At 66.9% G+C, this 21,946-nt stretch carries 18 protein-coding genes; 14 read left to right on the plus strand and 4 right to left on the minus strand.

Annotation, left to right across the window (positions count from 1 at the left end):
* On the plus strand, window positions 1-410 hold a 410-nt coding region (locus ACE3RX_RS20310), incomplete at its 5' end, for an aconitase family protein (protein WP_374486788.1).
* Between the two features lie 105 nt (window positions 411-515).
* Here the strand turns inward: ACE3RX_RS20310 and ACE3RX_RS20315 are convergent.
* Together ACE3RX_RS20315 and ACE3RX_RS20320 are read right to left on the minus strand one after the other, a co-directional pair.
* Window positions 516-923 (minus strand): carboxypeptidase-like regulatory domain-containing protein, encoded by a 408-nt coding sequence (locus ACE3RX_RS20315; RefSeq protein WP_374486789.1) that lies wholly within the window; start codon window positions 921-923, stop codon window positions 516-518.
* A gap of 42 nt (window positions 924-965) precedes the next feature.
* Entirely contained in the window at window positions 966-1,847 is an 882-nt protein-coding gene (locus ACE3RX_RS20320; protein WP_374486790.1) for a LysR family transcriptional regulator, read from the minus strand.
* Between the two features lie 155 nt (window positions 1,848-2,002).
* On the opposite strand from ACE3RX_RS20320, the gene ACE3RX_RS20325 reads away from it, so the two are divergent.
* Together ACE3RX_RS20325 and ACE3RX_RS20330 are read left to right on the plus strand one after the other, a co-directional pair.
* Complete coding sequence (locus ACE3RX_RS20325; RefSeq protein ID WP_374486791.1) at window positions 2,003-3,154, plus strand: FIST N-terminal domain-containing protein; 1,152 nt, start codon at window positions 2,003-2,005, stop codon at window positions 3,152-3,154.
* Window positions 3,147-4,295, plus strand: coding sequence for a histidine kinase (locus tag ACE3RX_RS20330; protein WP_374486792.1), 1,149 nt, complete (start codon window positions 3,147-3,149; stop codon window positions 4,293-4,295). Before ACE3RX_RS20325 ends, ACE3RX_RS20330 begins: the two co-directional genes overlap by 8 nt.
* Before the next feature lie 26 nt (window positions 4,296-4,321).
* Here the strand turns inward: ACE3RX_RS20330 and ACE3RX_RS20335 are convergent, their stop codons facing one another.
* Entirely contained in the window at window positions 4,322-6,904 is a 2,583-nt protein-coding gene (locus ACE3RX_RS20335) for a diguanylate cyclase domain-containing protein (RefSeq protein ID WP_374486793.1), read from the minus strand.
* Window positions 6,905-7,066: 162 nt separating this feature from the next.
* Window positions 7,067-7,975 (minus strand): TetR family transcriptional regulator, encoded by a 909-nt coding sequence (locus ACE3RX_RS20340; RefSeq protein ID WP_374486794.1) that lies wholly within the window; start codon window positions 7,973-7,975, stop codon window positions 7,067-7,069.
* Window positions 7,976-8,350: 375 nt separating this feature from the next.
* Here ACE3RX_RS20340 and ACE3RX_RS20345 point away from each other — a divergent pair, with 375 nt between their 5' ends.
* From ACE3RX_RS20345 to ACE3RX_RS20395, 11 genes are all read left to right on the plus strand, one after another.
* Window positions 8,351-9,385, plus strand: a complete 1,035-nt coding sequence (locus ACE3RX_RS20345; protein ID WP_374486795.1) for a branched-chain amino acid ABC transporter permease — start codon at window positions 8,351-8,353, stop codon at window positions 9,383-9,385.
* Window positions 9,382-11,235, plus strand: a complete 1,854-nt coding sequence (locus ACE3RX_RS20350) for an ATP-binding cassette domain-containing protein (RefSeq protein WP_374486796.1) — start codon at window positions 9,382-9,384, stop codon at window positions 11,233-11,235. The genes ACE3RX_RS20345 and ACE3RX_RS20350 overlap by 4 nt, the downstream gene beginning before the upstream one ends.
* A complete protein-coding gene (locus tag ACE3RX_RS20355) occupies window positions 11,235-11,993 on the plus strand; it encodes an ABC transporter ATP-binding protein (RefSeq protein ID WP_374486797.1) in 759 nt (252 codons plus the stop codon). Before ACE3RX_RS20350 ends, ACE3RX_RS20355 begins: the two co-directional genes overlap by 1 nt.
* Window positions 11,994-12,101: 108 nt before the next feature.
* On the plus strand, window positions 12,102-13,244 hold the full coding sequence (locus ACE3RX_RS20360) for an ABC transporter substrate-binding protein (RefSeq protein WP_374486798.1): 1,143 nt from the start codon (window positions 12,102-12,104) through the stop codon (window positions 13,242-13,244).
* 10 nt (window positions 13,245-13,254) lie between these two features.
* The gene (locus tag ACE3RX_RS20365; RefSeq protein WP_374486799.1) at window positions 13,255-15,129 is read left to right on the plus strand and encodes a feruloyl-CoA synthase; all 1,875 of its coding nucleotides are present in this window, start codon (window positions 13,255-13,257) and stop codon (window positions 15,127-15,129) included.
* Between the two features lie 40 nt (window positions 15,130-15,169).
* Window positions 15,170-15,940 carry a crotonase/enoyl-CoA hydratase family protein gene (locus ACE3RX_RS20370; RefSeq protein ID WP_374486800.1) on the plus strand — a complete coding sequence of 257 codons (771 nt, stop codon included), beginning with the start codon at window positions 15,170-15,172 and terminating at the stop codon, window positions 15,938-15,940.
* Window positions 15,937-17,196, plus strand: a complete 1,260-nt coding sequence (locus ACE3RX_RS20375) for a thiolase family protein (RefSeq protein WP_374486801.1) — start codon at window positions 15,937-15,939, stop codon at window positions 17,194-17,196. Before ACE3RX_RS20370 ends, ACE3RX_RS20375 begins: the two co-directional genes overlap by 4 nt.
* A gap of 112 nt (window positions 17,197-17,308) precedes the next feature.
* Window positions 17,309-18,076: a 3-hydroxyacyl-CoA dehydrogenase gene (locus ACE3RX_RS20380; protein WP_374486802.1), complete on the plus strand. Its 768-nt coding sequence runs from the start codon at window positions 17,309-17,311 to the stop codon at window positions 18,074-18,076.
* A gap of 10 nt (window positions 18,077-18,086) precedes the next feature.
* On the plus strand, window positions 18,087-18,506 hold the full coding sequence (locus tag ACE3RX_RS20385) for an acyl-CoA thioesterase (RefSeq protein WP_374486803.1): 420 nt from the start codon (window positions 18,087-18,089) through the stop codon (window positions 18,504-18,506).
* Between the two features lie 204 nt (window positions 18,507-18,710).
* Complete coding sequence (locus tag ACE3RX_RS20390; protein WP_374486804.1) at window positions 18,711-20,057, plus strand: porin; 1,347 nt, start codon at window positions 18,711-18,713, stop codon at window positions 20,055-20,057.
* Window positions 20,058-20,108: 51 nt separating this feature from the next.
* Window positions 20,109-21,896, plus strand: a complete 1,788-nt coding sequence (locus ACE3RX_RS20395; RefSeq protein ID WP_374486805.1) for an acyl-CoA dehydrogenase — start codon at window positions 20,109-20,111, stop codon at window positions 21,894-21,896.
* Window positions 21,897-21,946 lie beyond the last annotated feature (50 nt).

The raw sequence follows: 21,946 nt of genomic DNA on the forward strand, positions 1-21,946 counted from the left end.
ACGGCAAGAGCGACATCCCGGCTCGCCTGTGGATCGCCCCGCCGACCAAGATGGACGCCCTGATCCTGACCGAAGAAGGCTACTACAGCGTCCTCGGCAAGGCCGGCGCCCGTATGGAAATGCCGGGCTGCTCGCTGTGCATGGGTAACCAGGCGCAGATCCGCAAGGGTTCCACCGCGGTGTCCACCTCGACCCGTAACTTCCCGAACCGCCTGGGTATCGACACCCGCGTGTATCTGGCTTCCGCTGAACTGTCCGCTATCGCTGCCCTGCTGGGCCGCCTGCCGACCGTCGCTGAATACCAGGAAAAGGTTCAGGCGGTGAACGCCAAGGCGGCCGATGTGTACCGCTACATGAACTTCGACCAGATCCCGGCCTTCGTTGAAGTCGCCGATACCGTCGAAGTGTAAGACCCTCTCGATGTGCCGGGCCTGACCCGGCTGTCGATGACGAGGCCCCTGTCCGGGAAACCGGCAGGGGCTTTGTTTTTGCGCTGGGGATGTCTCGTGTGCAGCTCAGGGCCAGTAGAAATGGCTGGTGCGTGTGTTGCCGTCGCGGATGACGAAATTTCGCTCCTGCACCTGGCCGCGGTATCGGACGCGTACGTCGTAGCTGCCGGGGGGGAGTGAGGCGTAGAAGAACGGTCCTTTGGCGACTGTATTGATCAGTCGGGCATGGGTCGTCGCATCCTCGATGCGGACGCGCACCGCCGCCAGATAGGCACCACTGCCGGCCTGCGCGAAAACCAGGCGGAGGTTGTAGTTGCAGGCGACGACCCGCATGTCGAGGCGTTCATCTTCGCCTATGCCGCCGCTGATGAAGGGTGGTGCATGCTGTCGGCCGCAATCTGCCGCCGCGGTCGTGGCAAATGGACCGGTGAGCAGAAGCAGGGTGACGAGGGTGTTCGAAAACAGGGGTTTCATCGATCACGTCCTCCCGGTAGTAGGCGGCCCTGCCGCAGGCCTCTAACCTCCCAGCCGAAGTGCTTCGGCGAGCAGGGCCTCGGCCATCGGCGAGCGCGGTTGGCGATTGAGCAGGAGCAGGCCGGTAGCCCATTCTACGACCGGTTCGCGCAGATCGTAGGCGCGGACGCCGTTGGGAACGCCGATTAACTCGAGCACCGCGCGCGGCACGATGCTCGACCAGTGGCCGGCGCCCACATGGGCCAGGATACTGACGATGGAGTCGGTCTCCAGGGTTGGCCGTGGCTTGTGGCCGATGGTGGCGAACACGTTGTCAATGGTCTGGCGGTTGTGCATGTTGGGGGGCAGCAGGCACAGGGGGAGTTGGGCGGCCTCCTGCCAGGTGACCCATTCCCGCCGCTCGAGGGGGCTGTCTGCGGGGGTGATCAGCACATGGTTCTCGCACCACAAAGGGGTGGCCGACAGGTCCGCTGCCGCCGCCTCGAGGTAGGTGATGCCGCCGTGCAGTTCGAAACTGCGTAGCCCGGCGATGATCTGCTGGGTGCTCATCGACAGCACTTCGATGTCCACATGCGGGTGGCGCCGCGCAAAGGGCGCGGTGAGGGCCGCAACTGCGGTCAGGGCGGTGGGAATGACGCCGAGCCGTAGCCGGCCGGACAGGCCGTCCTGCAACTGGGCGAGTTCCTGGTGCAGGCCTTCGGCGCGGGCGGCCATTTGGCGGGCGCATTCGAGTACCCGCTCGCCTTCTAGGGTCAGGCCGGAAAACTGCTGGCCGCGTTCAACGATGGTGACCCCCAGTTCATGCTCGATGTCACGGATCGCCGCGGACAGCGTCGACGCGGATACGTGGCAGGCTTCGGCAGCGCGGCCGAAGTGCCGTTCCCGGGCAAGGGCTATGAGATAGAGGTATTTGCGCGCGATCATGGGGCAGCGTTGGGGCGGTGGGTCGAATTATCACCCAGAGTATGGGCTTCGCGGCCGTAGATTCCGGCGCGGAATAGGTCCTTCCCAATGGCAGGTGCTTTCGGCAGAGTGGCGCCGTAGGGGTATGCGGCCCCTGTTGTCGAGAGATGCCGTTCATGGATGTCGTTCAAGCCTGTCGTTCCGCCCAGTCCAGCGCCGTTGATGCCGCCGTTGCCGTCCGTGAGTTCCACGCGGGTGTCGTCCAGCCGGACATGTCGGCGGTGATTTTTTTCTGTTCGAGCCATTACGACCTGGATGTGCTGGCGGCTGAGATGCGAGCCTCTTTTCCAGGCGTGACCGTGGTGGGATGCACGACCGCCGGTGAGATCGGTCCGCTCGGATACCGGGAATGGAGTCTCGTGGGCGCGAGTTTTGCCAGTGCCCATTTCTCCATACATGCGGGCCTCCTGGGCGGGCTTGCCGATTTCGACCTGGATGCCGGACGGCGCTTTGCCTACTCCTTGTACGACGCGCTCGAGGTCCGGGATGGTGGCCGCCGTAACGGCTTTGCGCTGATGCTGGTGGATGGGCTGTCGGTGCGTGAAGAACTGGTCGCGCGGGCGTTCCAGGATGGTATCGGCAACCTGCCGCTGGTGGGCGGCTCGGCCGGTGATGATCTGCGCTTTGCGAGGACTCAGGTTTATTTTGACGGCGCGTTTCACGAGGATGCTGCGGCGTTGGTGGTGGCCCATACCGATTGCCCGGTTCATGTATTCAAGACCCAGCATTTCGAATGCCTGGATGAGCGCCTGGTGGTCACGGCTGCCGATGCGGGGCAGCGGATCGTCAAGGAGATCAATGGCCTGCCGGCGGCCAGCGAGTACGCCCGGATCGCCGGTGTCCGCGTGGAGGACTTGCGCCCTGACGCTTTTGCGGCGGTGCCCGTAGTGGTGGTCATCAACGGTTCGGACTATGTGCGCTCGATCCGCAGCGTCAATCCGGACGGCAGCCTGACCTTCTACTGCGCGATCGAGGAGGGCCTGGTCTTCCGTGTGGCGCGGGCAACCGATCTGCTGGCTGATGTGCAGCAGACCTTCCAGGGTATTCGCGATGCGCTGGGAGAGCCCCAGCTCACACTGGGTTTCGATTGCGTTCTGCGCAACCTGGAAATGAGGCAGCGGGGAGTCAAGCCCGTGGTGGACGAGACGTACCGCCAGGCGCATTGCGTCGGTTTCTGCACCTATGGCGAGCAGTTCTGGGGCGTGCATGTGAATCAGACCCTGACCGGGCTGGCGATCGGCGAATACCGGGCGGTCGGCCATGACTGAGCGCGACGTGGTGCAGGGGGAGGAGGCCCTGAAGGCGGAGATTGTCCGGCTCAACAAGGTGGTGGCGGCACTGATCAAGCGCGCCGAACAGTCGATGAACTCCCAGACCACCAGCTTCGGCATGTTCCAGAACACCTTGCTGCTGGAGCAGCAGGTCCGCCGGCGGACGCAGGAGCTCGAGATCGCGCTGCGCAAGAACGAAGCGATGAACCGGGAACTGCAACAGGCCAAGGCACGCATGGAGCGGGAAATAGAGGAGCACAAGCTCACCCAGGCGGCGCTGGAGGGCGAGAAGGAGGAGCAGAAGGTGCTGATCCGCCAACTCGAGGATGCCCATTGCCAGCTGTTGCAGTCGGAAAAGCTGGCCTCAATTGGCCAACTGGCGGCGGGCGTGGCCCATGAGATCAACAACCCGATCTGCTTCGTCAATTCCAATCTCGGTACGCTCAAGGATTACGCCGCCAAGCTGCTGGACGTACTGGCGATTTACGAATCCTGCGCCAAACGCTTTCAGGCGGACACCGAGACGGCGGCCCGGTTGGAGCAGGCCAGGCGTGCCGCCGACATCGACTTCCTGCGCGAGGATATGGCCCCGCTGATCGAGGAGTCGCTGGAGGGCACGGAGCGGGTGAGGGTGATCGTGCAGGATCTGCGGGACTTCTCGCGGGTTGGCGAGAGTGTCCGGGAATGGACCAATCTGCATGGCTGCATCGACAGTACGCTCAACGTGGTCCGCAACGAGATCAAGTACAAGGCCGACGTGGTGCGCGACTACGACGAACTGCCATTGGTGGAGTGCCTGCCGTCCCAGCTCAACCAGGTGTTCATGAACCTGCTGGTCAACGCGGCCCAGGCCATCGAGACCCATGGCACGATTACCCTCCGCACTCGCGCCGACGGCGACAGGGTGCGGATTTCCATCAGCGATACCGGTTGCGGCATCCCTTCCGAGAACCTGGCACGGATCTTCGACCCATTTTTCACCACCAAGCCGGTGGGGAAGGGGACCGGGCTGGGGCTGTCCCTCTGCTACGGCATTGTCGAGCGCCATGGGGGGCACATCGAGGTCGACAGCATGCCGGGCCGGGGCTCCACCTTCACCGTCGTGCTGCCGGTGAGCCGTCCCGTCACCTCGCCTTGATTGCTGCGGCGTAGCGCAGGGCGGGCTTAGACCCGCTGCCAGGTACCCCGTCCGGCCTGCTTGGCGCCGTACATGGCGGCGTCAGCGGCGGCGATCAGCTTGCCTGGGGTGTCACCGTCCTTCGGGAAGAGGCTGATGCCGACGCTGCACGACACATCGACGATATCGGTGCCGAGTCGATGGGGTTCGTTGAGCACCGATACGATCTTTTCGGCGACCCGGCTGGGAAAGTCCTCGATCCGCAGGTCGGGCAGCACGGCGACGAATTCGTCGCCGCCGAGCCGCGCGACGGTGTCCTCGTCGCGCAGGCTGTTCTCCAGGCGGCGGGCGACCTGGCGCAGCAGTTCGTCACCGGCGGCGTGGCCGTAGGTGTCGTTGATCGGCTTGAAGCGGTCCAGATCGATGAACAGCACGGCCACGGCGGTCTGGCTGCGGTGGGCGCGGGCGATGGCCTGTTGCAGCCGGTCTTCAAGCAGCTTGCGGTTGGCCAGTCCGGTGAGGGCATCGAAGTTGGCCTGCCGCCAGACCGCGTCGGCTTCGCGCTTGCGGTCGGTGATGTCGCTGAACAGGCCGACGTAGCGTTTGCCGTGGCCGAGCCGTTCCGGCACGACGTTGATGCGCAGCCAGGAAATGTAGAGACGCCCGTCCTTGCGTCGGTTGCTGATCTCGCCTTCCCAGCGCCCGTCGTGCTCCAGGCGTTGCCACATGCTGCTGTAGAAGGCGCCGTCGTGGATGCCGGAGGCGAGCACCGAGGGCCGCTTGCCGAGTACCTCGCCGGCCGGGTAGCCGGTCAGCACCGAGAAGGCCGGATTCACCGCGATGATGCGGTTTTTCGCGTCGGTGACGATGATGCCCTCGCTGGCCACCTCGAAAACCGATTCGGCGACGCGCAGGGATTCCTCGGCCTCCACCAGCTGGGTGATGTCGGAGAAGGACAACACGGCCGCGGCGCCTTCGCTTGTGCCGCCGACCCTGAGCGGGCGGCTGCTGACGGTGATCCACACATGCCGGCCGTCCAGGTGTTGCACGCTGTAGAGCTGGTGGTCGACGAACTCCCCGCGGGCGGCGAGGGACGAAGGGTAGTCGCTGAGTGCCAGCTGAGTGCCGCTGGCGTCGTACATCTGGTAAGCGCGCCCGCGGATGCCGTCCGCGTCCACCCCGAGGATGCTCAACGCGGCTTCGTTCCAGGCCGCGACAATCCCTTCGCGACTCATCACCGTGATGCCGTCGGCGACCGTCATGAACAGGTTGCGATGCAGCTCCTCGCTTTCCGCCAGGCGTAGCTCCAGTTCGCGGCGGGTCGTCACGTCGTGGACGATGGAGTACAGCATCGACCTGCCAGCCACTTCCACCGGTCCGGAATACACCTCCACATCGCGTTCGCTGCCGTTGGCAAGACGGTGGCGGAAGGTGAAGAACATGCGTTCCTCGTGCAGGGCCTTGTGCATCTCCAAGCGGTCCTGTTCCGGTGACAGGCCGTTGAGATCGTGCATGCGCAGGCCGAGCAGGGTCTCCCGCGGATAGCCGTAATAGCGCAGCGCGGCGGGGTTGGCATCGACGATGCGGCCGTTCTCCGGGTCTATCACCAGTTTGACCGACACGTTCTTCTCGAAGAAGGAGCGATGGCGTTGCTCGCTGGCAACCAAGGCCTCCTGCTGGCGGGCCGCGCGGCGGAGCAGCTGCGAGACCACCCCAGCCAGCAGCAGCACGATCGCGCCACCGATGGCGGTGCGAAGATGGGAGCGCTCGATGTCGGTACGGAGGCGGCCCAGCTGCACGTCCTCGTCAAGGCCTACATTGACCACGACCGGGTAGTTGGCGAGGCGATGCCAGGCGTAGGTGCGGGCGATCGTGTCGAAGGCGGCGTAGACCCGGAAACCACCCTGCAAAGGCGCGTCAGCCCGCAGGAAAGGGCGGTCGGCGGGCACGCGCTTGCCCATTGCCTCGAGCAGCTTGGGGGTGCGCACCAAGTAGCTGCCGTCGGATCGGAACAGGGAGACCACGTTACGGCCGCCCTGTTCGATCTGTTGGTGACTGTCAGCGAAGTACTGTGGGGCGATGGACAGCACCATGACGCCGGCGAACTCGCCATTGTGGCGGATCGGTCGGGTGAACTGGATCGACCACATGCCGGAGGCGCGCCCAAGCACGGGGCGGCTGATGAAGAGGTTGTCGTCCGGGCTGTCCAGGTGGGCGCGGAAGTGCTCGCGATCCCCCAGGTAGGTCCGCTCGAAACGCCCGATGCTGGTCTTTCTGAGGTAGCCGTCCGGCGCGATTACCGCCACTTGAACGATCGCATCGGGGGGGAAGCTCTCGCGTATCGTTCGCACCGTCGCGTCGATGTCCCGCCCGGCAGCATATTCATCGCGCAGGTGGCGCAGGGCCAGGTCCACGCTGCGGATGGTCGTTTCGGTGTGCGCGGCCACTGCCGACGCCAGTTCCGTCGCCCGCAGGTTGATCTGGGCCAGCGTATCCCTCTCCAGCTGCTGATAGAAGACGTCCACGCGCCACCAGTACACGCCGACGGCGCCGGATGCCAGCACCAGGGTCAGCCAGGCCAGGACCGGCAGGCGCCTGGCCTGTCGGCGGGGGAGGCGGAGTTTCAGCACGATGTGCTCCGGCCGTGGGGCACGGTGCAGGGCACGCAGGGGCAACAGAAGGAGGGCACGGAATCGGGTGCGGCAAGTTTGGGGCCCCCAAATTATAAATTGGCTCTATCCCTATGCCGTAAGTTATACGAGGGCTTCGTGAGCAATTCCCCGCCCGCAGTGTCAGGCTTTGTCACCCGAGGTGTCCGGACCTACCCCGTCGCGAATCATGTCGAGCATGGCCGAGGCGATCTGGGCGGGCGTGCGCAGCCCGGGACGGTACCAGAGGTAGACCCAGTTCATGCTGCCCAGCAGGGTCAGGCGGAAGAGCTTGCGGTCGACCCCGGGGCGCATTGGTAGTGCGTCGATCAGCTCGCGGAAGACTTGCTCGTACTCGTCGCGGAAGGGCTGGATGCGCGCCTGGATGTCGTCGTTGCCGATCAGTGCCAGGTTGGTGCCGGTGATGCGGTCTACCGGTGAGCCTTCGGTCATTCCGTGCACGTGGATCTCACAGGCACGCTGCAGGCGTTCCCACGGGTCTGAGATCCCTTCGCCGGCGGCCTTGGCGCGCTTCAGCACGCGGCGGAAGCCCTCCCGGTGGACGGCGATATAGAGCTCTTCCTTCGACGGGAAGTGATGGTAGATCGAACCCGGCAGCAGGCCGACGCGGCTGGCGATGTCGCGGATCGACGTCCGGTCGTAGCCAGCGGTGCTGAACAGCTCGGCTGCCGCGTTGATGATGACTTCGCTGCGCTCCAGCGGCTCGTCCGCCTCGGTGCCGCCTTCTCCTCCGGGGTGGAGCAGGCGCGCGGTGACGGAGCTGCGTTCGAGCAACTCGCGCTGACTCTCGGTCAGCGCCTCCACACCCTCGGCGGAGTCCGCGGCCAGTGCGTTGAGGCGTTTCACCGTGGTTTCCAGGTCGTGCTTCTGCCAGATGTAGCGGACCCCGGACGGGGAGATGCGGTAGCCCTGTTCCTGCAGCCGCCGGGCGACTGCGGCCTGACCGAGCTCGGGTTCGCGGCGGGCCAGTTCGAGAATCGCCGCTTCGCTGTCCTGCGCGGGGGCGGTGGGTGTTTCCTGCTGTGTTGCCATCTGTCGTGCCTTTCCAGTCCCTGCAGTCTAAACCAGCGGCGGTCTGTTGGTCGCTCCCGCCAGCTTGCAGCCCGGATCGACGGGCTGCCCCCACGCGAAGGCCGCTGGAGCGCTTCCGACTATTTTAACTAATTAGTTATCCAAGTGTTTGACAGGGTAGTTAGTGAACGCTACAGTGACATCACGCTGCAGACATAAGGCAGCGCCTACCGGAAAAGAGCGGCACAAGCCGCCGTCCGGTTCCACTTACAGGAATGTGAGGAGACAACAGATGTGCCCGAGACCGAGCTCTCAAGCTCCGGTTTCATCGGTTCCCCTGCGGGGTCGGACGTGGCGCGGCATGGTCCGCGGCGCCGGCAGGTCGGGGAGGCTTTGATGGAACTGGACATTGCGCTGATCCTGACCCAGGACGGCATCACCTCCGGCGCGGTGTATGCGCTGCTGGCCCTGGCGCTGGTACTGGTGTTTGCCGTGACCCGCGTCATCTTCATTCCCCAGGGCGAGTACGTGGCCTACGGGGCGCTCACCATGGCCATGCTGCAACAGGGCAAGGTGCCCGCCACCCTGTGGCTGCTGGTCGTGCTCGGCGCGCTGGCTGCCGGGCTGGACGGCTGGAAGGCGCTGCGTGGCGGCAGCCGGGCGGGGCTGGCAGCCAGCTTCGCTTGGTGTCTTGGCTACCCGTTGGCGCTGGTCGTATTGCTTTACACGCTGCCGGCCAGTCAGTCGGTGCTTGTGCAGTCGGCGCTCACGCTGGCGATCCTGGTGCCGCTGGGGCCGCTGGTGTATCGGCTCGCCTATCAACCGGTGGCGGAAGCGCCGGTGCTGATCCTGCTGATCGTCTCGGTGGCGATCCACGTGGCGATGGTCGGCCTCGGCCTGTTGTTCTTCGGCGCGGAAGGGGCACGCACATCGGCCTTCTCCGATGCCCAATTTGCGTTGGGTAGCCTGACGGTCAGCGGACAGCAGGTGTGGGTGGTCGCCGTGTCGGCGGCGCTGATCGGCGGGCTGTGGCTGTTCTTCGAGCGCAGCCTGTACGGCAAGGCTCTGCGCGCCACCGCCATCAACCGCAATGGGGCACGCCTGATGGGCTTCTCGCCGGTCTTCGCGGGCAAGCTCACCTTCCTGCTGGCGGCCTTCATCGGCGTGCTGTCGGGCATCCTGATCGCGCCGCTGACCACCATCTACTACGACACCGGCTTCCTGATCGGGCTCAAGGGCTTCGTCGCGGCCATCGTCGGCGGCCTCGCCAGCTATCCCATCGCCGCCGCCGGTGCGCTGCTGGTCGGCGTGCTGGAGTCCTTCTCGTCCTTCTGGGCCAGCGCCTACAAGGAAGTCTTCGTTTTCACGCTGATCATTCCGGTGCTGATGTGGCGCTCCTTCACCAGCCACCACGTGGAGGAAGAAGAATGAACGCCCCCGTCCGCAATGCAGCCGTGTCGCTGCTGCCTACCACCGGCTCGGCCCCGGCCACCCGTTTCGCCCTCAGCCTGCCCCTCGTGCTGCTGGCCCTGCTGGCGGTGGCGCCGGCGGTGCTGCCCGAGTTCTACGTGACGCTCCTCAACTACATCGGCCTGGCGGCGATGGTGGCCCTCGGCCTGGTGCTGCTGACCGGCGTCGGCGGGCTGACCAGCTTCGGCCAGGCGGCCTTCGTCGGCCTTGGCGCCTATACCACGGCGGTGCTCACCACCAGCCCGGATCTGCCCGGCTGGCTGGCCTGGGCGTCGTCCCCGTGGGCCGCGCTGGTGGTCGGCCTGCTGCTCACCGCCACCGTCGCGCTGATCCTCGGCTCCCTGACGCTGCGCCTGTCCGGCCACTATCTGCCGCTCGGCACCATCGCCTGGGGCATCAGCCTGTACTTCCTGTTCGGCACGATGGACACCCTGGGCGGCCACACCGGCCTCACCGGCATCCCGCCGATCAGCCTGTTCGCCTGGGAGCTGGACGAGGGCCGCGAGCTGTTCTACCTGATCTGGGCCTTCCTGCTGGTGGCCGTGCTGACCACCCGCAATCTGCTGGATTCCCGCGAAGGGCGGGCGATCCGCGCGCTGAAGGGCGGCATGGTGATGGCCGAGGCGATGGGCGTGAATACCTCCCGCTCGCGGATGATCATCTTTGTCATCGCCGCGCTGCATGCCGCCGCATCCGGCTGGCTGTATGCCCATCTGCAGCGCTTCGTCAATCCGTCGCCCTTCGGCGTGCATGTGGGCATCGAGTACCTGTTCATGGCAGTGGTCGGTGGGGCGGGGCAGGTGTGGGGCGCCATCGTCGGCGCCGGCGTGATCACCCTGCTCAAGCAGTGGCTGCAGGACTGGCTGCCGAGCCTGCTCGGCGCGTCAGGCAACTTCGAGACGATCATCTTCGGCCTGCTGATGGTGGTGCTCTTGCAGCGGGCGCGGGAAGGCCTGTGGCCGCTGATCGCCCGCCTGGCGCCGAGCCGCGGCACGGTGCGCCACGTGGATGCCGCCGCCGAGCCGCTGCCGCGCAAGGCCATGCCGACCGCCGGCGAGGTGATTCTCGAAGCGAAGAATGTGACCCGGCGCTTCGGTGGCCTCGTTGCCAACAACGACATGAACCTGCACGTGAAGGCCGGCGAGATCCTCGCGCTGATCGGCCCCAACGGCGCCGGCAAGAGCACCATGTTCAACCAGCTGTCCGGCGTCGATACGCCGACCTCCGGCGAGGTGCTGTTCCGCGGCAAAGCCATCGCCGGCCACGGTTCGCGGGAGATCGCCCGCCTCGGCATGAGCCGCAGCTTCCAGCACGTACGCTTGCTGCCGCGGATGACGGTGCTGGAGAACGTTGCCCTCGGCGCCCACCTGCGCGGCAGCCGCGGCGTGCTGCCGGCCGCCTGGCGTATGGACCGGGACGAGGAGGGCCGCCTGCTGCGCGAAGCCGCCTACCAGATCGAGCGCGTCGGCCTCGGCGAATTCATGCACGCCGAAGCCGGCAGCCTGGCCCTCGGCCAGCAGCGCATCCTCGAGATCGCCCGGGCGTTGGCTTCCGACCCCTGCCTGCTGCTGCTCGATGAGCCGGCCGCCGGCCTGCGCCTGAAGGAGAAGCAGGCCCTCGGCGAGCTGCTGGTCAAGCTGCGCGGCGAAGGCATGGCGATCCTGCTGGTGGAGCACGACATGGACTTCGTGATGGGGCTGGTGGATCGCGTGGTGGTGATGGAGTTCGGCCAGAAGATCGCCGAAGGCCTGCCCGACGAGGTGCAGCAAAACCCGCGCGTACTGGAAGCCTATCTGGGGGGTGTGGAGTGATGAACACGACGACCCGCAACGTGCTGGAAGTCAGCAAGCTGTGCGTGGCCTACGGCAAGGTTGAAGCGCTCACCAACGCCAGCCTGCGCGTTGGCGAAGGGCAGATCGTCACGGTGATCGGGCCCAACGGCGCCGGCAAGACGACGATGCTGTCGGCGATCATCGGCCTGCTCGAATCGAAGGGCCAGGTGCGCTTCGACGGCCAGCTGGAAGTGGCGCCCGACGTGGAGCGCCTGGTGGCCGGCGGCATGAGCCTGGTGCCCGAGAAGCGCGAGCTGTTCGGCGAGATGAGCGTGGAGGACAACCTGGAGCTGGGCGCCTTCCACCGCTACCGCAGCGGCGACCGCAAGTACCGGGACACCATGGAGGAGGTCTTCAGCCTCTTCCCGCGCCTCAAGGAGCGCCGCAGCCAAGCCGCCGGCACGCTGTCCGGCGGCGAGCGGCAGATGCTGGCGGTGGGCCGCGCGCTGATGGCCAAGCCCAAGCTGCTGATGCTCGACGAGCCGAGCCTGGGGCTGGCGCCGCTGATCACCCGCGAGATCTTCCGCATCATCGCCGAGCTGCGCCGCCGCGGCGTGTCGATCCTGCTCGTCGAGCAGAACGCCCGCGCCGCGCTGGCGGTGGCCGACTACGCCTACGTGCTGGAAACCGGCGCGGTGGCGATGGAAGGTCCGGCCGACCAGCTGCGCGACGACCCGCGGGTTATCGAGGCCTACCTGGGCCTCGGCGGCAAGCACCAGGACATGCTGGCGACGTGACCAGCAAGTAAAAGGACAACAGCAATCCAAAACGAAGCCGGGCGCCAAGACCCGCTCACCCAGAAACCACGCCCCAACAAAGGGGCGCATGAGACCAAAGGAGCAACAATGAGGATGAAGAAACTCGCCGCCGTGTTTTCCGGTGCCGCGCTGCTGATCAGCCAGGCCGCGCTGGCCGACATCACCGTCGGCGTCTCCCTGTCTTCCACCGGGCCGGCGGCGTCCCTCGGCATTCCGGAGAAGAACGTCTTCGCGATCCTGCCGACCAAGATCGCCGGCGAGAACGTGAAGTACATCGTCCTCGACGACGCCACCGACCCGTCGGCGGCGTCGAAGAACGCCCGCAAGCTGGTCTCCGAGGACAAGGTGGACGTGCTGGTCGGCTCGGCCAGCACGCCGGCCTCGGTGGCCATCGCCGAGGTGGCCTTCGAGAGCAAGACGCCGCAGATCGCCATCTCGCCGGTGAACGTGCCGGCCGACAAGAACGCTTGGGTTTTCCGCACGCCGCAGAACAACGCGCTGATGGCCGGTGCGCTGGTGGACAACATGAAGGCCCGCGGCGTGAAGAGCGTCGGCTTCATCGGCTTCTCCGACGTGTATGGCGAAGACTGGCTCAACGTCGTCACGCCGCTGCTGGCCCAGGCCGGCATCAAGCTGGCGGCGGTCGAGCGCTACGCCCGCAACGACACCTCGGTCAGCGGCCAGGTGCTCAAGCTGGTGTCGGCGCGGCCCGACGCAGTGCTCGTTGCCGCCTCCGGCAGCCCGGCGGCGCTGCCGCAGACGGCGCTGGTGGAGCGCGGCTACAAGGGCCAGATCTACCAGACCCACGCGGCGGTGAACCAGACCTTCCTCAACGTCGCCGGCAAGGCCGCCGAAGGCGTGATCATGCCAGTCGGCCCGGTGGTCGCCGCCAAGCAGATTCCCGACAGCCATCCGTCCAAGAAGCTCGGCATCGAGTTCGTGCAGAAGTACGAGGAGAAGTACGGCGCCGGCAGTTTCGTGTCCTTCGCTGGCCATGCTTTCGATGCCTATCGCCTGATCGAGGCGGCGGTGCCGGTGGCCCTCAAGAAGGCCAAGCCCGGCACGCCGGAATTCCGCAAGGCCCTGCGCGACGCGCTGGAAAGCAACAAGGAAGTGGTTGCCACCCACGGCGTCTACAACATGAGCCCGACCGACCACTTCGGCCTCGATCAGCGCGGCCGGGTGCTGATCCACGTGGTCGGCGGCGCCTATACGCTGCTCACCAAGTAAGGATGGGGCGATGAACATGCTCAATGAAATCACCGAACTCAGCCGGCCGATGTTCACCGAGCCGCTGGTGCTGATCGAGGCCCGCGCCGACGGCACGCGCATCCTGCGCTCGGGCATTCCGCTGCCCGACACCTACGCACGCTGCGTCGGCGAGTGGCTGGAGCACTGGGCCCGCGTCACGCCGGAGCGGATGTTCCTCGCCCAGCGCGGCGCCGACGGGGCGTGGATCGAGGTGAGCTACGGCGAGGCGCGCCAGCGCGTGGTCCGCATCGCCAGCTGGCTGCTCGGCCAGAACCTGTCGCCGGAGCGGCCGGTGGTGATGCTGTCGGACAACGCCATCGAGCACGCGCTGCTGATGCTTGCCGCGATGCACATCGGCGTGCCGTCCTGCGCGATCTCGTCCGGCAACTCGCTGCTGTCGAAGGACCACGCCAAGCTCAAGGGCAACATCGAGCTGCTGCGCCCCGGCGTGATCTACGCCGACCCGGTGGAGCGCTTCCTGCCGGCCATCGAGGCGATCCGCCACCTGCACAACGGCGTGGTGGTGGCCGGCGGCGGCAGCGCGCGGGTGGACGGCACGATTCCCTTCGCCGAACTGGAAGGGGAGGCCAACGAGGCGGCGGTGATGTCGGCCTTCGCGCGCATCACGCCGGACACCATCGCCAAGTTCCTGTTTACCTCCGGCTCGGTCGGTACGCCGAAGGCGGTCATCAACACCCAGCGCATGATGTGCTCCAACCAGAAGGCCAAGGAGCTGATGTGGCCGGTGCTGGCCGAGGAGCCGCCGGTGCTGATGGAATGGTTGCCGTGGAGCCACACCTTCGGCAGCAACCACAACTTCAACATGGTGCTGCGCTGGGGCGGCTCGCTCTACATCGACGAGGGCAAGCCGACGCCGGCCCAGATCGCCAGGACCGTCGCCAACCTGAAGGAAGTCTCGCCGACGGTGTACTTCAACGTGCCCCGCGCCTACGACATGCTGGTGCCGCTGCTGCGCGAGGACAAGGTGCTGCGCGACAACTTCTTCCGCCGCCTGAAGTTCATCTTCTACGCCGGCGCGGCGCTGCCCAACCACCTGTGGAGTGCGCTGGAAGACCTGTCGGAGGAATCCACCGGCAAGCGCATCCTGATGGTGTCGTCTTGGGGCGCCACCGAGACCGGGCCGATGGCCACCGACTGCCACTTCCGTGCGGTGCGCTCCGGCGTGATCGGTGTGCCGGTGCCGGGCACTGCGCTGAAGCTGGTGCCTGCCGCCGACAAGATGGAGGTGCGGGTCAAGGGCCCCAACGTCTTCCCCGGCTACTGGCGCCAGCCGGACGTTACCGCCAAGGCCTTCGACGACGAGGGCTACTACATGATCGGCGATGCGGTGGAGTTCGTCGATGTGGTCCGCCCGGCCCTCGGGCTGGTCTTCGACGGCCGTGTCGGTGAGGACTTCAAGCTCCTCACCGGCACCTGGGTGCATGTGGGCTCCCTGCGGGTGGCCGGCATCGACGCGCTGAAGCCGGTGGCCCAGGACATCGTCGTCACCGGCCACGACCGGGACGAGATCGGCTTCCTGGTTTTCCCGAACATTCCCGAGTGCCGGACCCTGTGCCCGAACCTGCCGCCGGATGCGCCGGTGGAGCAGGTGCTCACCAACCCGCCGGTGTTGTCCCGCGTGCGCCAGGGCATGGCGATGATGAAGAACCTGGGCGGCGGCACCTCCACCTATCCGGCGCGGGCGCTGCTCGTTGCCGAACCGCCGTCGGTGGAGGCCGGCGAGATCACCGACAAGGGCTACATCAACCAGCGTGCGGTGCTCAACCGCCGCGCTGACCTGGTGGCCTACCTGTACGCCGACGTGCCCGACAAGACCGTCATCACGGTGCACGGCGCGGTGTAGGCCGCGACAAGACGGACAAGAACGACAAGAGGAAACAGCAATGAGTGAACAACTCGTCAAGACGTCGCAGGATGGCGTCATCTACACGATCACCCTGGCACGGCCGGCCAAGCGCAACGCAGTGTCCGACCGCCTGCTGCGGGCGCTGGATGAAGCCCTGACGGCGACGCCGGAGGGCACCCGGGCAATCATCCTGGCCGGGGAGGGCGACCATTTCTGCGCCGGCCTCGACCTTTCCGAGCACCAGCACCGGGAGCCCTTCGGTGTGATGCAGCACTCCCAGTGGTGGCACCGCATCTTCCACCGCATCCAGCACGGCGGCATCCCGGTGATCGCCGCGCTGCACGGGGCTGTGATCGGCGGCGGGCTGGAACTGGCGACCGCGACGCACATCCGCGTCGCCGAGCCGACCACGATCTACCAGTTGCCCGAAGGCCGCCATGGCATCTTCGTCGGCGGCGGCGCGTCGGTGCGGGTGGCCAAGATCATCGGGCCGGGCCGCATGTGCGAAATGATGCTGACCGGCCGCATCCTCGACGCGGAGGAGGGGCAGCGCCTGGGCCTGTCCCACTACGTGGTCGGCAAGGGCGAGGCGCTGGCCAAGGCACAGCAGCTTGCCGCCCGCGTCGCCGAGAACGCACCGATGGCCAACTGGGCGATGTGCTCGGCCATCGCCCGCATCGACAACATGGCTACCGACGACGGCTTCTTCGTCGAATCCCTCACCGCCGCACTCACGCAAACCAGCCCCGAAGTGGCCGGCCGTATCGGCGAATTCCTCCAGCGCAAAGGACAAGGACCCCGCACATGAGCACCCACGCTTTCGCCGCCTCCGAAGCGGCTGCCCTCGGCACCACCTACGACGACATCTGGCTGGTGGCCGGCCAGCGCACACCGTTTGCCGATTACGCCGGCCCGCTGCGCGACGCCTCCGCTACCGATCTGGGCATCTGCGCCGCCCGTGCGCTGTTCGCCAAGAGCGGCATTCCGGCCAGCGAGGTGAACGCCATCATCGCCGGCAACATGGCCCAGTCGAGCTTCGACGCCTACTTCCTGCCGCGCCACATCGGGCTGTACTCGGGCGTCAATCCGCTGGCCTCGGCGCTGCTGGTGCAGCGCCTGTGCTGCACCGGCTTCGAGACCATCCTGACCGCTGCCGACCAGATCACCCTCGGCAAGGCCAGCGTGGTGCTGGCGGTGGGCACCGAGTCCATGTCACGCAACCCGGTGGCGGCCTACACCCACCGCGCCGGCTTCCGCATGGGGCAGGTGGATTTCCGCGACTTCCTGTGGGAAGCCACCAAGGACACCGCGCCCGGCATCGGCATGGGCGACACCGCCGAGAATCTGGCGCGCCGCTACGGCATCGGCCGCGAAGAGGTGGATCGCTTCGCCGAGCAGAGCTTCGCCCGCGCCTGCGCTGGCTGGGAGAGCGGCTGGTTCGCCGACGAGGTGACGGCCGTCGAGAACGTCACCTGGGAACTGGAAGGCTACAAGCCGCGTGGCATCAAGCTGGCCGACCGGCTGGCCCGCTTCGAGCGCGACGGCCACGTGCGCCCGACCTCCTTCGAAACACTCAACAAGTTGAAGCCGGCTTTCGGCGGCGTGCAGACCGGCGGTAACAGCTCGGCCATCGTCGATGGCGCGGCGGCGGTGATCGTCGCCCGCGGCGACTGGGTGCGCGCCCACGGCCTCAAGCCGCTGGCCCGCATCGTCGGCGGTGCGGTGGTGGCGGTGCCGCCGGAGATCATGGGTATCGGCCCGGCACCGGCCATCCGCGCGGCGGCGGCCAAGGCGGGCATCAGCGTCGGCGACATCGGCCGCGTTGAAATCAACGAGGCCTTCGGCGCCCAGTACCTGGCCTGCGAGCGGGAACTCGGACTGGACCGGGACAAGGCCAACGTGCATGGCGGCGCCATCGCCATCGGCCACCCGCTCGGCGCCTCCGGCGTGCGCCTGACCCTCACCGTCGCCCGCGAACTGCAGGAGGCCGGCCAGCAGTACGGCGTGTCCTCGGCCTGCGCCGGTGGCGGGCAGGGCGCGGCGGTGCTGCTGGAACGCGCCTGACCGGCAGGCTTCCTCGGCCTGTGCGGGCATATCGATTCCCTGTGGGGGCGAATTCATTCGCCCCCACAGGGAATCGGCGCCCCCACGAGAACAACATACGGAGACACAGCCAATGCAGCTTCACAACCATAGCTTCATCATCACCGGCGGGGCTTCGGGCCTCGGCGAAGCCACCGTGCGGGCCTTCCACGCTGCCGGTGCCCATGTCGTGATCGCCGACCTGAACGCCGAACTCGGCGACCGGCTGGTGACCGAGCTCGGCGAGCGTACCGCCTTCCAGCGCACCAACGTGGCCGACGAGGCCGGTGCCCAGGCCTGCGTGGCGCTGGCGGTCAGCCGCTTCGGCGGCCTGCACGGGCTGGTCAATTGCGCCGGTATCGGCAATGCCGCCAAGGTGCTGGGCAAGGAGGGGCCGCTGGCACTGGACGCCTTCGCCAAGGTGGTCCATGTGAACCTGGTGGGCAGCTTCAACATGATCCGCTTGGCCGCCGACGCGATGAGCAAGGGCGAGGCCGGCCCCGATGGCGAGCGCGGCGTGATCATCAACACCGCATCGGTCGCCGCCTATGAGGGGCAGATCGGCCAGGCCGCCTACGCGGCGTCGAAGGGCGGCATCGTGGCGATGACGCTGCCGATCGCCCGCGAGCTGGCGCGCCACGGCATCCGCGTGATGACCATTGCGCCGGGCCTGTTCATCACGCCGATGATGCACACGCTGCCGGCCGAGGTGCAGGCCTCGCTGGGCGCGTCGGTGCCGTTCCCGCCGCGCCTTGGCCAGCCGGCCGAATACGCGGCGCTGGCGAAGCACATTGTCGAGAACGTGATGCTCAACGGCGAGACGATCCGCCTCGACGGGGCAACCCGTCTGGCGGCGAAGTAGGGAGGCGACAATGGCCCGCAGCCACACCCACCGCCTGCGCATCGCCTTCAGCGACTGCGATCCGGCGCAGATCGTCTTCTTCGCCAACTACTTCAAGTGGTTCGACACGGCCAGCCGGGAGTTCTTCACCGCCTGCGGCGTTCCGAGCTGGCGCGACACCACCGCCGAGCGGGGCATCATCGGCACGCCGCTGGTGGATGCCCAGGCCAAGTTCATGAACTCGGCTACCTACGGCGAGGACATCGAGATCGACTCTTCGGTGGAGGCCTGGAACACCAAGAGCTTCGTGATGCGCCACGTCGCCCGCCGCGGCGACACGGTGCTGTGCGAAGGCCGCGAGGTGCGCGTCTTTGCCCGCCAGGACCCGGAGGATCCGCTGCGCATCCGTGCGGTGGCGATCCCCGAGGACTACCGCGCGCTATGCGAATAGCCCGCTGACCCGACGCCGGGCAAGCCCGGCCAGCTCCCTATCTGACGCGCCCGCTGGGGCCGCGCCGCCGACCTGACCCGTCGCGGACCGGCCCGGGGTGGGTGCGTCCCAAGGATTCATGGAATGGCGACTGTCGCCCCGTGAAGGCGCCCGTACGGGCAAAACCATTCCGGCTTCGATGTCGGACCAAGGAGGAGACCCACGATGAAAACAATAAATCGTCACACCGCACAAACCTTCAACACCTGGCAGCGCCCGCTGGCCGTTGCCGTGCTGGCCGCCTGCAGCCTCGGCGCCGCGCTACCGGCCTTTGCCGACGCGGAGAACGATGCGCTGAAGCGCGAAGTGGCCGAACAAAAGGTGCTGATCCAGAAGATCTTCGCTGAACTGCAAAGCCTGCGTGCCGCCCAGGCTGCCGCGCCTGCCGCGGCGCCGGTTGCAGCTCCCGCGACGAGCGTCGGCGCGAAGGTCGCCAGCCTAGTGCCGGGCGCGCCGCAGCTCAGCTTTTACGGCGCGCTCGACGGCGGCTACGAGCACATCAGCAACGTGCAGCAGGGCAGCAACAAGGGCAGCCTCAACCGCCTGCCGAGCGTCACCGGCACCATCGCGTCGCGGGTTGGCGTGAAGGCGGTGAAGGAGCTCACCGAGGGTTACAAGGCCATCGGCGTCGCCGAGGCCGGTTTCAACATGGATGACGGCACGCTGGGCCAGGGCGGGCGCCTCTTCGGCCGCCAGCTGTACGCCGGTATCGACACGCCGGTGGGCACCTTCACCTTCGGCCGCCAGTACTCCATGCTGCTGTTCGGCATGGACAGCTCGGACCTGCTGGGCCCCAACATCTATGGCCTCGGCTCCTTCGACTACTACCTGCCGAGCGCCCGCTTCGACAACAGCATCGCGTGGCGCGGCACCTTCTCCAAGCTGTCGATGGGCATCAACTACAGCGCCGGCCGCGACACCAAGGGCGGTACGCCGTCGTCCGGCACCTGCGCCGGCGAGATCGCCGGCAACGCGAATTCCTGCAAGGGCTGGTCGGCGATGATCCGCTACGACGACGAGCGCTTCGGCCTGGCGGCGGCCACCGACGTGCAGCATGGCGGCACCGGGGCTGCCGCGTCCTTCTTCAATGGTACGGCGGCGATTCCCTTCACGAGTTCCGGCGACACCGATACCCGCACTGCGCTTGGCGGCTACGTGAAGCTGGGCCAGGGCAAGATCGGCGTCGGCTGGCTGGGCCGCAAGGTGGATGCCGCTGCGGCGCAGGTGAAGTCGGACATCTACTACGTGGAAGGCGCCCATCCGATCACCACCCGCATCTCGGTGGACGGCAGCTTCCAGCGCATCCTCAACAAGGACCAGGGGCGCGATGGCAGCCTGATCGTGCTGCGCGGCTTCTATTCCTTCGACAAGGACTTTGCGACCTACCTGCAGCTGGCCCATATCGACAACAGCTCCAATGCCCAGTACGCAGCGTCGGTCGGCGCCGGCATTTCGCCGCCCGCCGGCGGCTCGCAGAATGCCAGCATGATTGGCCTGCGCTACCGTTTCTGATCCCTTCAACCTGAAACCCGGGCCTGCGGGCCCGGTTGTGGAGACGCCACCATGACCGACTATCAAGCGCCCCTGCGGGACATGCAATTCCTGATGAAGACGCTGGCCGGCCTCGATGACATCGCCCGCCTGCCGGGTTGCGAGGAGGCCAGCGAAGATCTGGTCAACGCCGTGCTGGAAGAGGCCGGCAAGTTTGCCGCCGGCGTGCTGGCGCCGATCAACCGCCAGGGCGATCTGCAGGGCTGCCGGCTCACCGAAGACGGCCGGGTCATCACCCCGGATGGCTGGGCCGAAGCCTACAAGCAGTTCGCCGAGGCCGGCTGGATCGGCCTGTCACTGCCCGTCGAGCACGGCGGCCAAGGCCTGCCCAAGCTGCTGTCCACGGCGGTGTGGGAGATGTGGTTCTCCACCAACATGGCTTTCACGATGCTGCCGCAGCTCAACGTGGGGCAGGCCGAGGCGCTGCAGATCGCCGCGTCGGACGAGCAGAAGGCCTTGTGGCTCGGCAAGGTGGTGAGCGGCGAATGGGCGGCGACGATGAACCTTACCGAGCCTCAGGCGGGCTCCGACCTGGCCGCTACGCGCTGCCGTGCCGAACCGCGCGAAGACGGCAGTTACCGGCTGTTCGGACAGAAGATCTTCATCTCCTACGGCGAGCATGAGCTGACGCCCAATATCGTGCACCTGGTGCTGGCCCGCTTGCCGGACGCTCCGGCCGGCGTGAAGGGCCTGTCCCTGTTCATCGTGCCCAAGTATCTGCTCGATGCGGACGGCCAGCCGGGCGTGAAGAACGACGTGCGCTGTATCTCCATCGAACACAAGATGGGCATCCACGGCAGCCCGACTTGCACGCTTAGCTACGGCGATGCCGGTGGGGCGGTCGGCTGGCTGGTGGGCCAGCCGAATAGGGGCCTGGAAACCATGTTCATCATGATGAACGAAGCCCGCTTCGGCGTTGGCGTGCAGGGCCTCGGCCTTGGCGAGCGGGCCTACCAGTACGCGCTGGCCTACGCCCGCGAGCGCGTGCAGGGGCGCGACGCGGTGAGCGGCGAAGCAGGGCGGCCGATCATCCATCACCCGGACGTGAAGCGCATGCTGCTTGGCATGCGCGCCCGCGTGATGGCGATGCGCGGCCTGCTGTACACCGCCGCCGGCTGGTTCGACATCGCCCACCACAGCCCGGACGCAGCGGCGGCCGGCAAGGCCCGGCGCTATGTGGATCTGCTGATGCCGGTGGCCAAGGGCTGGTGCACCGAGGTCGGCAACGATGTTTGCGACGAGGCGATCCAGGTCTTCGGCGGCATGGGCTTCGTCGAGGAGACCGGCATCGCCCAGTTCTTCCGTGACGCCCGCATCATCACCATTTACGAAGGCACCACCGGCATCCAGGCCAACGACCTGATCGGCCGCAAGATCCTGCGCGAGAACGGCGAGACCCTGCGCGAGCTGATCGCCGAACTCCGCGAAGGCTTGGCCTTGCTGCGAGGCAATGATTTCACCTTACTGGCCGACGGGCTGGACGTCGGGGTTGCCGCGCTGGAGGGCACGACGGACTGGATCCTCGCCAACGGCAAGACCCGCCTGGCCGACGTGCTGGCCGGCGCGGTGCCCTTCCTGCACCTGCTCGGCAGTGTGGTCGGCGCGTGGCAGATGGGACGCATGGCCCAGGCCGCCCGGCTTCAGCTGGCTGCGGGTGAGGGCGACGCGACGTATCTGCGCAGCCTGGTGGAGCTGGCTCACTTCTATTTCGCCACCGTGCTGCCCGAAGCGGCTGCCCGCGCGCAGACCGTGCAGACCGCCGGCCCCGCGCTGTCCGCCTTCAGCGAAGCCGCCTTCTGAGCACACGCTTCTGATTCGTAGGGGCGAATTCATTCGCCCGCAGACGTCAT

This window comes from Zoogloea sp., assembly GCF_041914405.1.
GTDB lineage: Bacteria > Pseudomonadota > Gammaproteobacteria > Burkholderiales > Rhodocyclaceae > Zoogloea.